Consider the following 12,802-nt stretch of genomic DNA (forward strand, 5'->3'; position numbering starts at 1 on the left):
CCGGCGGCGCGCAGCAGGTGAACTTTCCTGAAACGTCCGGAACTTCTCTGCCGCGCCACTAGTTTCCACGGTGCTGTAGATCTCTTACGACACCGAACACATGGAGTTCTCATGGCCCTGTGGGACCGCATCAAGGAATCCGCGACGACGATGCAGACCCAGCTCGTGGCGAAGAAGAACGACCTGAAGAGCGGAGCGTTCCGCGATGCCAGCATGGCGATGTGCGCCCTGGTCGCAGCCGCTGACGGCACCATCGACCCGGCCGAGCGGCAGCGCGTGGCCCAGTTGATCGCCACCAACGAGGTCCTGCAGAACTTCCCCGCCGACGATCTGCGCCGCCGCTTCGAGGAGAACCTGAACAAGCTGACGACGGACTTCGCCTTCGGCAAGGTCAGCGTGCTGCAGGAGATCGCCAAGGCGAAGAAGAAGCCCGCCGAGGCCCGTGCCGTCGTCCAGATCGGCATCGTCATCGGGGGCGCCGACGGCGACTTCGACAAGACGGAGCAGGCCGTGGTGCGGGAGGCGTGCTACACCCTCGACCTGCCGCCGCACGAGTTCGACCTCTGATCCGGACGAAGCCGGCCGGCACCGCCCCCTGGTCGGGTCGCCGTCCAGCACCCGGCGCATGCGGTGCGCGGCGAGCCCCGCCTCCACGGCGGCGGCTGTCCACTTGGGGGAGCGGCATTGAGCGCTGCAGCGCTCAATGCCGCTCCCCCAAGTGAGACGCAGGCTCACCTCTGCGGGTGGTTTACGTCGCGCAGAACCGGTGAGGCGCGTAGGATGTCCCACCCCCAGACCACAGCCGTAACCCAGGTAAGACACGCATCAGAGAGCGCAGGTTCCCCACGCGGTGCGCAGCAAGGGCGGGTGAAACAGCGCGACGCCTACTTCGACAACGCGAAGTATCTGGCGATCGTGCTGGTGGCGATGGGCCACGCGTGGGAGCCGCTGCGGGACGGCAGCCGGACGGTCACCGCGCTCTACAACCTCGTCTACGCCTTCCACATGCCGGCGTTCATCGTGATCTCCGGCTACTTCTCCCGCGGGTTCGACGCGAGCCCGGCCAAGATCAGACGACTTGTGACCGGCGTCGCCGTTCCCTATGTGGTCTTCGAGACGGCATACACCCTTTTCACTCGCTGGACCGACGGTGTCCCGGACCGGCCGATCACCATCCTGGACCCCTTGTACCTGACGTGGTTCCTGGTGGCGCTGTTCATCTGGCGGCTGACCACCCCGCTCTGGCAGAAGGTGCGCCGGCCACTGCCGGTGGCGCTCGTCGTCGCGATGCTGGCGACCGTCTCCCCGTCCATCGGCAACGACCTCGATCTGCAGCGGGTGCTGCAGTTCTTGCCGTACTTCGTGGTCGGTCTGTGCCTGCGGCCGGAGCACTTCCGGCTGGTACGCCGCTGGAAGGTGCGCGTCCTGGCCGTTCCGGTGTTCGTCTGTGCGCTCGTCGCGTCGTACTGGGCGGTGCCGCGGATGACCGGCGCCTGGTTCTTCCACCGCGACAGCGCCCAGGAGCTGGGCGCGCCCGCCTGGTACGGGCCGGTGATGACACTGGCCGTGTTCGGCTGCTCGATGGTTCTGGTCGCCTGCTTCCTGGCCTGGGTACCGGGTCGCCGCCTGTGGTTCACCGCCCTGGGCGCGGGCACGTTGTACGGCTACCTGCTGCACGGCTTCGTCGCCCAGGGATCGAAGTTCTGGGGCTGGTACTCCCCCGCCTGGATCCACGGGCCGCTCGGCGAGATCACCGTCACGCTCGCCGCCGCCGCGATCGTGACCGTGCTGTGCACACCGCCCGTCCGGCGGATCTTCCGCTTCGCCGTGGAGCCGACCATGGAGTGGGCGTTTCGACGGGACACACGCACGGCGCCCGGAACGGTCCGGGAGCAGGGGCCCCGGATCGGGTCACAAGCGTTGTCCTGACGTCACCGGCATTCCAGAAACGCAAAAGACCCCTGCTGAGCAGGGGTCTCACTGGTGTCCGAGGGGGGACTTGAACCCCCACGCCCGATAAAGGGCACTAGCACCTCAAGCTAGCGCGTCTGCCATTCCGCCACCCGGACCAGGTGTCTGCCGCCTGACCGGGGGTGTTCCCCGCGGCGACATGGACAACAATACCAAGGTTTCGGAGTGCCTTTCACCTGCATATCCACCCCTTGGGCGGCGCCCGCGGGCGGCCGGGAGCGGGCTGCAGGACGCGTCACCGGAGGTGACTCCACGACTACGGGCTTGGCCGGATCACGCCGTGCCGAGGTGATCGCCGGGTGGCGCTCCCGGAGCGGGGCGCCACCCGAGCGTCTCTCATGGCATGAGGTGGTAGTCCGGGAAGTTCCCCGGCAGCCGCTCTCCCGCCGGCCCCTGGGTCACGGCGCGCACCAGCAGCTCGCCGCCGACGAAGGCGCCGCGCCAGGACGCGCCGAAACCGCCGAACAGTTCGTCGCGGTCGCCGCGTGAGCGGGGCTTGCCGTGGCCGACCTTGAACGCCCGGACCTGCGGGGCCAGACGGTCGAAGGTCGCCCTGTCGTCCGTGGACAGGGTGGCCACCAGCGCGCCGTTGGACGCGTTCATCGCGGCCAGCAGCTCCGCCTCCGTGTCGACCAGGACGATGCTGTCGACCGGGCCGAACGGTTCCGCATGGTGCAGGGGTGAGGACCGCGGCGGGTTGAGGAGTGTCACGGGATGGACGTACGCCGAGGTGTCCTGGCCGGGCAGGAAACGGCCGTCGCTCTCGCTGCCGCGGTGCAGCGGGACCGCGCCGCGGTCGATGGCCTCGGCGACCTGGTCGCGCAGCTCCTTGGCCTTGGCCGCGTTGATGACCGGCCCGAAGTCCAGCTGCGGATACGGGTCGTCGCTGTGCTCGACCGCGAGCGGGTGGCCCACCCTGAGTGTGCGCACCGCCGGAAGGTACGCCGCCAGGAACTCGTCGAACTGCTGCCGCTGGACGACGAAACGCGGGTACGCCGTGCAGCGCTGCTTGCCGTAGTCGAAGAGCTTCGGGATCACGGCGGTGAGTGCGTCCCAGTCCGAGTAGTTCCAGATGCCCCAGGTGTTGAGTCCTTCCTGTTCCAGTACGTGGCGCTTGCCGAGGTCGGCGACGGCCGTGGCGACCGCCGCACCGGTGTCCCGGCCGCCGACGAAGGAGACGCAGCCGATCTCGGGCGCTCGTACCAGCGCCTGTGACAGCTCGCCGCCGCTGCCGCTGACGAGGGTGGCGGGAATCCCCTCGCGGGCGGCGAGCGCGCAGGCCAGGGTCAGACAGGCGAGGCCGCCGTCGGTCGGGGTCTTGGCGATCACCGCGTTGCCTGCCAGTGTCTGGACCAGCATTGCGTGAACGAGCACGCTCATCGGATAGTTCCAGCTCGCGATGTTGGACACCGGGCCGTCCAGCGAGGTGCGCCCTTCGAGCATCGGGTCGATGCCGTCGACGTACCAGCGCACGCCGTCGATCGCCCGGTCGACGTCCGCCTGCGCGAGCCGCCAGGGCTTGCCGATCTCCCACACCAGGAGCAGGGCGAGCAGTTCGCGGTGCTCGGTGAGGGCGTCGAGGGTGGCCGCGACACGGGCGCGGCGCTCTTCGAGGGGGACGTGCCGCCAGGCGCGGTGCTGGTCGAGCGAGGCCCGCACGGCCTGGTGTGCGGTGTCGCGGTCGAGGCGGGGCGGGCCGGCGATGGGGCTGCCGTCGACGGGGCTGGTGGCGGGCAGGGCCCTGCCGTCGGCCTGCCAGGTGGAGTTCCAGAGGTTGAGGACGCGGTCGTCCTGGAAGGCCTCCGGGGCGACGGACAGGCAGCGCTGCCAGGCGTCGGCCCAGGACGTGCCTGATTTGAGGGTGAGGGTTGTTGCCATAGGGGTTTCTCCGCTCTCGGTGCACAGTCGGGGGCGGGGGGTGCATGGCTCGTCGCGCGCCGGCTCGCACTGCCGTGCGCGGACGTCGTACGAAGGACGCCGTGACGCACGCGGTGGTGCGTCACGGTCGCCTCACATCAACTATGAGCGGCCGCGCGACCGCGTTCGAGACACGCGAGCACAAGTTTCGCCGTCTCGGTCGGTGTGTTTCCCACACTCACCCCGGCCGCCTCCAGAGCCTCCTTCTTCGCTTGTGCGGTGCCCAAGGAGCCGGACACGATCGCGCCCGCGTGCCCCATCGTCCTGCCCTCGGGGGCGGTGAAACCGGCGATGTAGCCGACGACGGGCTTGGTGAGGTGCTCGCGGACGTATGCGGCCGCGCGTTCCTCGGCGTCGCCGCCGATCTCGCCGATGAGGACGATCAGTTCGGTGTCGGGGTCGTCCTGGAAGGCGGCCAGGCAGTCGATGTGGCTGGTGCCGACGACCGGGTCGCCGCCGATTCCGACACATGTCGAGAAGCCGATGTCGCGGAGTTCGTACATGAGTTGGTAGGTGAGCGTGCCGGACTTGGACACCAGGCCGATGCGGCCCGGTTTGGTGATGTCGGACGGGATGATGCCCGCGTTGGACTGGCCGGGGGTGATCAGGCCGGGGCAGTTGGGGCCGATGACGCGCGTGCCCTTCGCCTTGGCGTGGGCGTGGAAGGCGACGGAGTCGTGGACGGGGATGCCCTCGGTGATGACGACCGCCAGGCCGATGCCGGCATCGGCGGCCTCGACGACGGCCGCCTTGGCGAAGGCGGGCGGCACGAAGACGACGGTGACGTCGGCGCCGGTCGCGTGGATACCGTCGGCGACGGATCCGAAGACGGGAACGCTGCGGTCGTCGAAGTCGACGGTGCGGCCCGCCTTGCGCGGGTTGACGCCGCCGACGACGTCGGTGCCGGCCGCGAGCATGCGACGGGTGTGCTTCATGCCTTCGCCGCCGGTCATGCCCTGGACGAGGACCTTGCTCTCCTTGGTGAGGTAGATGGCCATGTCGGGCTCCTTCAGCCGCTGGTGGCGAGTTGGGCGGCACGGCCGGCGGCGCCGTCCATGGTGGTGGCCTGCTGGACCAGGGGATGCGCGCGCTCGTCGAGGATGGCGCGCCCGCGGGCCGCGTTGTTGCCGTCGAGCCGCACGACCAGCGGCTTGGTCAACTGCACGCTGTCCAGGGCCTGCACGATGCCCTCGGCGACCGCGTCGCAGGCGGTGATCCCGCCAAAGACGTTGACGAAGACCGACTTCACGGCCGGGTCGGACAGGATGACCGAGAGGCCGTCGGCCATGATCTGGGCGGAGGCTCCGCCGCCGATGTCGAGGAAGTTGGCGGGGCGGGCGCCGCAGCCAGCGACGACGTCGAGGGTCGACATGACCAGGCCTGCGCCGTTGCCGATGATGCCGACCTCGCCGTCCAGCTTGACGTAGTTGAGGCCCTTGGCGGCGGCCGCCGCCTCCAGCGGGTCGTCGTGCTCCACGTCTTCCCCGCCCCAACGCGACTGCCGGAAGCGGGCGTTGTCGTCGAGGGTGACTTTGCCGTCGAGGGCGATGATCTGCCCCTGCGTGGTCCGCACGAGCGGGTTGACCTCGACGAGGACGGCGTCCTCGCGGACCAGGACCTCCCAGAGCCTCATGAGGACGTCGGCGGTCTGCGCCGGCAGCCCCGCCGCCTCGGCGATCTCGTTCGCTTTGGCCGAGGTGACGCCCTCGGCAGGGTAGATGTGGATACGGGCCACCGCCTCCGGGCGGCTTGCGGCGACCTTCTCGATCTCCATGCCTCCCTCGGCGGAGGCGATGGCGAGGAAGCGGCCCGCCGCCCGGTCGAGCACATAGGAGACGTAGAACTCGGCCTCGATGTCCACGGGTTGGGCCAGCATCACCTTGCCGACTGTGTGGCCCTTGATGTCCATACCGAGGATCTGGCGTGCGGTCAGCTCCGCGGCGGCCGGGTCCGCGGCGAGCTTCACCCCGCCCGCCTTGCCGCGCCCACCGGTCTTGACCTGGGCTTTCACCACCACTCGCCCACCCAGTCGGCGGGCGATCTCACGTGCTTCCTTGGGCGAGTCGGTGACCTCGGCCCTCGGCACCGCGATGCCGTGTTCCTCGAAGAGTTCCCTTGCCTGGTGTTCGTACAGGTCCATTTCGGCTCCTGACCGCTGTGTCTTCTGGGGAGCGACCCCCAGGCCCCCGAAAAGTGCCGCACGCCCCCTGGACACCACCCACCGGATGCGGGATAACAAGGTTCATACAGTATTCGTCGACTGTATGCAATGTACCGAGAGAGCAGTTCGAACCCCTACGAAGGGACAGGACTTCGCCATGCCCGACGACACCCAGGACCTGATTTCCGGTGGTCATCTCGTTGCCAAGGCACTCAAGGCCGAGGGGGTCGACCGCATCTACACCTTGTGCGGCGGCCACATCATCGACATCTACGACGGCTGCGTCGACGAGGGCATAGAGGTCGTCGACGTCCGCCACGAGCAGGTCGCCGCCCATGCCGCCGACGGTTACGCCCGCCTCACCGGCAAACCCGGCTGCGCCGTCGTCACCGCGGGTCCGGGCACGACGGACGCCGTCACCGGTGTCGCCAATGCCTTCCGCGCGGAGTCCCCGATGCTGCTGATCGGCGGCCAGGGGGCCCTCACCCAGCACAAGATGGGGTCCCTGCAGGACCTGCCGCACGTCGACATGATGACGCCGATCACCAAGTTCGCGGCGGCCGTGCCGGACACGGCCCGCGCGGCGGACATGGTGTCCATGGCGTTCCGCGAGTGCTACCACGGCGCGCCCGGCCCCTCCTTCCTGGAGATCCCGCGCGACGTGCTGGACGCCAAGGTGCCGGTGAGCAAGGCGCGCATGCCCAAGTCCGGCGCCTACCGCGCCTCGACCCGCTCGGCCGGCGACCCCGAGGCCGTCGAGAAGCTCGCCGATCTGCTCGTGCACGCCGAGAAGCCGGCCATCCTGCTCGGCAGCCAGGTGTGGACGACCCGCGGCACCGAGGCGGCCATCGACCTCGTGCGGACCCTCAACATCCCCGCCTACATGAACGGTGCAGGCCGCGGCACCCTCCCGCCCGGCGACCCGCACCACTTCCAGCTGTCGCGGCGGTACGCCTTTTCCAACGCCGACGTCATCGTCATCGTCGGCACGCCCTTCGACTTCCGCATGGGCTACGGCAAGCGGCTCTCCCCGGACGCGACCGTCGTACAGATCGACCTCGACTACCGGACGGTGGGCAAGAACCGCGACATCGATCTCGGCATCGTCGGGGACGCGGGACTCGTCCTGAAGTCGGTGACCGAGGCGGCTTCCGGACGCATCAACGGGGGCGCGGCCAAACGCAAGGAGTGGCTCGACGAGCTGCGTGCCGCCGAGCAGACCGCCCTCGAGAAGCGGCTGCCGAGCCTGAAGTCGAACGCCTCACCGATCCACCCGTACCGCCTGGTCAGCGAGATCAACGACTTCCTCACCGAGGACTCCATCTACATCGGCGACGGCGGTGACATCGTCACTTTCTCCGGGCAGGTGGTCCAGCCGAAGTCACCCGGGCACTGGATGGACCCGGGCCCGCTCGGCACCCTCGGCGTCGGTGTCCCCTTCGTACTCGCGGCCAAGCAGGCACGGCCCGACAAGGAGGTCGTCGCCCTCTTCGGCGACGGTGCCTTCTCCCTCACCGGCTGGGACTTCGAAACCCTCGTCCGCTACGACCTCCCCTTCGTCGGCATCGTCGGCAACAACTCCTCCATGAACCAGATCCGCTACGGCCAGGCCCAGAAGTACGGCCTGGAGCGGGAGCGGGTCGGCAACACCCTCGGCGACGTCCACTACGACAAGTTCGCGCAGATGCTGGGCGGTTACGGCGAGGAGGTCCGCGACCCCGCCGACATCGGCCCGGCGCTGCAGCGAGCCCGTGAGTCGGGCAAGCCGTCCCTGATCAACGTCTGGGTCGACCCGGACGCGTACGCCCCCGGAACCATGAACCAGACGATGTACAAGTGAGGTGGCCCGCATGACTGGAACGCCCACCAAGGCCCTCGCAGGCATCCGCGTCCTCGACATGACCCACGTCCAGTCCGGGCCCTCCGCCACCCAGCTGCTCGCCTGGCTCGGGGCAGACGTGGTCAAGCTGGAGGCTCCGACCGGTGACATCACGCGGGGGCAGCTGCGCGACCTCCCGGACGTCGACTCCCTCTACTTCACGATGCTCAACTGCAACAAGCGGAGCATCACCCTCAACACCAAGACCGAGCGCGGCAAGGAGATCCTCACCGAGCTGATCCGGCGCTCCGACGTCATGGTCGAGAACTTCGGACCGGGCGCGGTCGACCGCATGGGCTTCACCTGGGACCGCATCCAGGAGATCAATCCGCGGATCGTCTATGCCTCCATCAAGGGCTTCGGGGACGGCCCGTACACCAACTTCAAGGCGTACGAGGTCGTCGCACAGGCCATGGGCGGGTCGATGTCGACCACCGGTTTCGAGGACGGGCCGCCGCTGGCGACGGGGGCCCAGATCGGGGACTCGGGGACGGGCGTCCACGCCGTGGCGGGGATACTCGCGGCGCTGTTCCAGCGGGAGCACACCGGGCGCGGTCAGCGGGTGAACGTGGCCATGCAGCACGCTGTGCTCAACCTCTGCCGGGTGAAGCTGCGCGATCAGCAGCGCCTGGCCCACGGCCCGCTCGCTGAATATCCCAACGACGACTTCGGCACCGAAGTTCCCCGGTCCGGAAACGCGTCCGGCGGCGGCCAGCCCGGCTGGGCGGTCAAGTGCGCGCCGGGCGGCCCCAACGACTACGTGTACGTCATCGTGCAGCCCGTCGGCTGGAAGCCGCTCAGCGAACTGATCGGCCGGCCGGAGCTGGCCGAGGACCCCGAGTGGGCGACGCCTCAGGCCCGGCTGCCGAAGCTCAACAAGATGTTCCAGCTGATCGAGGAGTGGTCCTCGACTCTTCCCAAGTGGGAGGTGTTGGAACGGCTCAACACCCACAACATCCCGTGCGGGCCCATCCTGTCCACCAAGGAGATCATCGAGGACGACTCGCTGATCGCCAACGAGATGGTCGTGACCGTCCCGCACCCCGAGCGCGGCGAGTTCACGACGGTGGGCAGCCCGCTCAAGCTCTCCGACTCGCCGGTGGACGTGACCAGTTCACCTCTGCTCGGCGAGCACAACGAAGAGGTCTACATCGGCGAACTCGGCCTCGGCGACGAGGAACTGCGCCTGCTCAAGTCGAACGGAGTGATCTGACGTGATGGCCGAAGACCGGGAGCTGAGGGTGCGGTCGCTCCTCGACACTGTGCGGGCCGAGGGGCGCACCGCGCTCACCGCGCCCGAGGGCAAGGTGATCGCCGACGCCTACGGGATCGCCGTACCCGGCGAGGAACTGGCAACCGACGTCGACGAGGCCGTCTCGTACGCCGCGCGGTTCGGCGGGCCCGTCGTGATGAAGATCGTCTCTCCGGACATCCTGCACAAGACCGATGCCGGCGGTGTGATCGTCGGCGTCGAGGGCGCCGCCGACATCCGGGCCGCGTTCCACAAAATCATCGAGAACGCGCGCGCGTACAACGCGTCCGCGCGCATCGAGGGCGTACAGGTCCAGGAGCTGCTCCCACAGGGGCAGGAGGTCATCGTCGGCGCGGTGACGGACCCTACGTTCGGGAAGGTCGTCGCCTTCGGGCTCGGCGGGGTGCTCGTCGAGGTCCTCAAGGACGTCACGTTCCGGCTGGCGCCCGTGAGCGCCGACGAGGCGCTGTCCATGCTGGACTCGATCCGCTCGGCGGAGATCCTGCACGGGGTGCGCGGCCGGGCGGGCGTGGACCGGTGGGCGGTCGCCGAGCAGATCCGCCGGGTCTCCCAACTGGTCGCGGACTTCCCGGAGATCGCGGAGGTCGACCTCAACCCGGTGATCGCCACCCCTGAGGGCGCGGTCGCCGCGGACATCCGCGTGATCCTCGCCGAGTCGATGCCGAAGCCTCGACGCACGTACACACGCGAGGAGATCCTCACCTCCATGCGCCGCCTGATGCAGCCCTCGTCCATCGCCGTCATCGGTGCCTCCAACGAGCAGGGCAAGATCGGCAATTCGGTGATGCGCAACCTCATCGACGGCGGCTTCGCCGGAGAGATCCACCCGGTGAACCCCAAGGCCGATGACATTCTGGGCCGCAAGGCGTACAAGAGTGTCACGGACGTTCCCGGTGAGGTGGATGTGGCGGTCTTCGCGATCCCCGCCAAGTTCGTGGCCTCGGCCCTGGAGGAGGTGGGACGCAAGAACATCCCGAACGCCGTGCTGATCCCCTCCGGGTTCGCGGAGACCGGCGAGCACGAACTCCAGGAGGAGATCGTGGCGATCGCCGAACGGCACGGCGTGCGCCTCCTCGGGCCGAACATCTACGGCTACTACTCGACGTGGCAGGACCTGTGCGCCACGTTCTGCACGCCGTACGACGTCAAGGGCGGCGTAGCGCTGACCTCGCAGTCCGGTGGCATCGGGATGGCCATCCTGGGTTTCGCGCGCACCACGAAGACGGGTGTGTCGGCGATCGTCGGCCTCGGCAACAAGTCGGACCTGGACGAGGACGACCTGCTGACCTGGTTCGGCGAGGACCCGCACACCGAGTGCATCGCGATGCACCTGGAGGACCTCAAGGACGGCCGCGCCTTCGTGGAGGCCGCGCGGGCGACCGTGCCGAAGAAGCCGGTCGTCGTCCTGAAGGCGGGGCGTACGGCGGCGGGTGCGAAGGCCGCCGGTTCGCACACCGGGGCGCTGGCGGGCGACGACGCCGTGTACGACGACATCCTCCGGCAGGCCGGGGTCATCAGGGCGCCCGGGCTGAACGAAATGCTCGAGTACGCGCGCGCGTTGCCGGTGCTTCCGGCTCCCCAGGGCGACAACGTCGTGATCATCACCGGGGCCGGCGGCAGCGGGGTGCTGCTGTCCGACGCCGTGACCGACAACGGGCTGTCCCTGATGGAGATCCCGCCGGACCTGGACGAGGCCTTCCGGAAGTTCATCCCGCCCTTCGGGGCCGCGGGCAACCCGGTCGACATCACCGGGGGCGAGCCGCCGTCGACGTACGAGGCGACGATCCGGCTGGGCCTGGAGGACCGGCGCATCCATGCGCTCGTCCTCGGCTACTGGCACACCATCGTCACTCCCCCGATGGTCTTCGCGGAGCTCACCGCGCGCGTGGTGGCCGAGTTCCGGGAGCGCGGCATCGAGAAGCCCGTGGTGGCCTCCCTCGCGGGCGACGTCGAGGTGGAGGAGGCCTGCCAGTACCTGTACGAGCGAGGGGTCGTGGCGTACCCGTACACGACCGAGAAGCCGGTGGCCGTGCTCGGTGCGAAGTACCGCTGGGCGCGGGCGGCGGGACTGTTGGGGGGGCGGTTCATGAGGTGAGCGAAGCGCGGGGCCGGCCGACAGTGCGGTCGGCCGGCCCCGGGACCCGTGCGCACGCGAAAGGCATTGGACAGGGGGCGCTGGCCAGAGCTTTCGATGCAAGGGGTGCTGAGCGATGACAACCACCGACCACACGACATCCGTCCCCTACAGGGAGGTGACGGATCGCAACGGCCGCGTGTACCGGATCGGTGAGTCCGATACCGACCTCATGGGCCGAACACGCAAGTGGATGGTCATCCTGCCCTGGGTGGGCATGATGGGCATCAGCTCCGCCGAGTACGCGTTCACGTCGGCGGAGGACACACTCCACGAGGCTCATCTGTGGAGCAGCGGACACATCTTCTGGCTGATGGGCGTCTGGGTGTTCTTCCAGGCGGCCGTGGCCTTCCCCGCCGGGCAGCTGCGGGAGACCGGCAAGCTGCCCGCCCGTACGGCGATGATGATCGGCGCCGTGGGCACGATGGTCGGCCATGTGTCGCTGGCGTACGCGCCGAACGTGGCCGTCGCGTATTTCGGCTTCGGCATGTGCAGCGGCATCGGCGCCGGTCTTGTCTACGCGACCTGCGTGAACATGGTCGGCAAGTGGTATCCGGAGCGCAAGGGCGGCAAGACGGGCTTCGTCAACGGCGGTTTCGCCTACGGGTCCGTGCCCTTCGTCTTCCTGTTCACGTCGTACATGGACCTGAGCAACTACCGGACGGTGCTCGCCTGTGTGGGCATCGGGCTGTGTCTGGTGGTGGCCGCGGCCGGCCGGTTCTTCAAGGACCCGCCGAAGAACTGGTGGCCCGCGCACGTCGACCCGCTGAGGATGACCGACGACCCGAAGATCCGCCGGGCCCTGGAGAAGAACCCGCCCGCCGTCAAGCAGTACACCCCCAAGGAGGCCGCCCATACCCCCGTCCTGTGGATGATGTGGTTCTGTCTGCTGTGCACGGCCGGCATCAACATCTTCGGCATCGCCTTCCAGGTGCCGTTCGGCAAGGACATGGGGTTCGCGGGCGGGATCGTGGCCACCGCGATGTCCCTGAAGGCCATCGTCAACGGCACCGGGCGCGGTGTCATCGGCTGGATCTCCGACCGCTACGGCCGCCGCAACACACTGATCATCGTCTGCATCGTGCTCGGCACGGCGCAGTTCGGCGTGCTGGTCTCCGGCCAGATGGGCAGCATGCCGTTCTTCCTGTTCTGCTCCATGGTCTCCGGATTCGGCGGCGGAGCGATCTTCCCGCTGTTCGCGGCCATGACGGCGGACTACTTCGGCGAGAACAACAACGCCACCAACTACGGAATGGTCTACAGCTCGAAGCTGATCTCCGGGCTGGTCGGCTCCGGCCTGGGCGCGGTCGTCGTCGGCGCCTGGGACTACCACGGCGCGTTCGTGCTGGCGGGTTCCATCGGCCTGGCCTCCGCGGTGCTGGCGCTCTTCCTGAAGTCCCCGGGCCGGCCGAAGGCCCGGCGCATCGTCCCCAACCCGCACCCGCTCGGCGAGGAGATGGCATAAGC

The 12,802-nt window shown here is 68.8% G+C and carries 9 protein-coding genes and 1 tRNA gene; 6 read left to right on the forward strand and 4 right to left on the reverse strand.

The annotated features are described in order from the left end of the window. Positions 1-111: 111 nt before the first annotated feature. On the forward strand, positions 112-567 hold the full coding sequence (locus tag IH68_RS0118905; RefSeq protein WP_030936606.1) for a tellurite resistance TerB family protein: 456 nt from the start codon (positions 112-114) through the stop codon (positions 565-567). Between the two features lie 213 nt (positions 568-780). Further along, positions 781-1,929 (forward strand): acyltransferase family protein, encoded by a 1,149-nt coding sequence (locus tag IH68_RS0118910; protein ID WP_051833543.1) that lies wholly within the window; start codon positions 781-783, stop codon positions 1,927-1,929. Positions 1,930-1,981: 52 nt separating this feature from the next. Here IH68_RS0118910 and IH68_RS0118915 read toward each other — a convergent pair. The 4 genes from IH68_RS0118915 to sucC all read right to left on the reverse strand — a co-directional run bounded on the left by IH68_RS0118915 (position 1,982) and on the right by sucC (position 6,028). Further along, positions 1,982-2,069: transfer RNA gene (locus tag IH68_RS0118915), tRNA-Leu, on the reverse strand. A gap of 238 nt (positions 2,070-2,307) precedes the next feature. Then, on the reverse strand, positions 2,308-3,849 hold the full coding sequence (locus tag IH68_RS0118920) for an aldehyde dehydrogenase family protein (protein ID WP_030936610.1): 1,542 nt from the start codon (positions 3,847-3,849) through the stop codon (positions 2,308-2,310). A 137-nt stretch (positions 3,850-3,986) separates the two neighbouring features. After that, positions 3,987-4,886 (reverse strand): succinate--CoA ligase subunit alpha, encoded by a 900-nt coding sequence (sucD, locus tag IH68_RS0118925; protein WP_030936611.1) that lies wholly within the window; start codon positions 4,884-4,886, stop codon positions 3,987-3,989. Between the two features lie 11 nt (positions 4,887-4,897). Next, positions 4,898-6,028 carry an ADP-forming succinate--CoA ligase subunit beta gene (sucC, locus tag IH68_RS0118930; protein ID WP_030936613.1) on the reverse strand — a complete coding sequence of 377 codons (1,131 nt, stop codon included), beginning with the start codon at positions 6,026-6,028 and terminating at the stop codon, positions 4,898-4,900. Positions 6,029-6,206: 178 nt separating this feature from the next. Between sucC and IH68_RS0118935 the strand changes: the two genes are divergently transcribed. The 4 genes from IH68_RS0118935 to IH68_RS0118950 all read left to right on the forward strand — a co-directional run bounded on the left by IH68_RS0118935 (position 6,207) and on the right by IH68_RS0118950 (position 12,800). After that, positions 6,207-7,889: a thiamine pyrophosphate-binding protein gene (locus tag IH68_RS0118935; RefSeq protein ID WP_030936615.1), complete on the forward strand. Its 1,683-nt coding sequence runs from the start codon at positions 6,207-6,209 to the stop codon at positions 7,887-7,889. A 10-nt stretch (positions 7,890-7,899) separates the two neighbouring features. Continuing rightward, on the forward strand, positions 7,900-9,141 hold the full coding sequence (gene frc / locus IH68_RS0118940; protein WP_030936617.1) for a formyl-CoA transferase: 1,242 nt from the start codon (positions 7,900-7,902) through the stop codon (positions 9,139-9,141). A gap of 4 nt (positions 9,142-9,145) precedes the next feature. Next, a complete protein-coding gene (locus tag IH68_RS0118945) occupies positions 9,146-11,296 on the forward strand; it encodes an acetate--CoA ligase family protein (protein ID WP_030936619.1) in 2,151 nt (716 codons plus the stop codon). A 115-nt stretch (positions 11,297-11,411) separates the two neighbouring features. Continuing rightward, a complete protein-coding gene (locus tag IH68_RS0118950; protein WP_030936621.1) occupies positions 11,412-12,800 on the forward strand; it encodes an OFA family MFS transporter in 1,389 nt (462 codons plus the stop codon). Positions 12,801-12,802 lie beyond the last annotated feature (2 nt).

Source organism: Streptomyces sp. NRRL S-646, from assembly GCF_000720765.1.
Taxonomy (GTDB): domain Bacteria; phylum Actinomycetota; class Actinomycetes; order Streptomycetales; family Streptomycetaceae; genus Streptomyces.

Coding starts and splice junctions, on each gene's coding strand:
- IH68_RS0118905 (WP_030936606.1), top strand. CDS start 112: ATGGCCCTGTGGGACCGCATCAAGGAATCCGCGACGACGATGCAGACC.
- sucC (WP_030936613.1), bottom strand. CDS start 6,028: ATGGACCTGTACGAACACCAGGCAAGGGAACTCTTCGAGGAACACGGC.
- IH68_RS0118950 (WP_030936621.1), top strand. CDS start 11,412: ATGACAACCACCGACCACACGACATCCGTCCCCTACAGGGAGGTGACG.
- IH68_RS0118945 (WP_030936619.1), top strand. CDS start 9,146: ATGGCCGAAGACCGGGAGCTGAGGGTGCGGTCGCTCCTCGACACTGTG.
- IH68_RS0118920 (WP_030936610.1), bottom strand. CDS start 3,849: ATGGCAACAACCCTCACCCTCAAATCAGGCACGTCCTGGGCCGACGCC.
- IH68_RS0118935 (WP_030936615.1), top strand. CDS start 6,207: ATGCCCGACGACACCCAGGACCTGATTTCCGGTGGTCATCTCGTTGCC.
- IH68_RS0118910 (WP_051833543.1), top strand. CDS start 781: ATGTCCCACCCCCAGACCACAGCCGTAACCCAGGTAAGACACGCATCA.
- frc (WP_030936617.1), top strand. CDS start 7,900: ATGACTGGAACGCCCACCAAGGCCCTCGCAGGCATCCGCGTCCTCGAC.
- sucD (WP_030936611.1), bottom strand. CDS start 4,886: ATGGCCATCTACCTCACCAAGGAGAGCAAGGTCCTCGTCCAGGGCATG.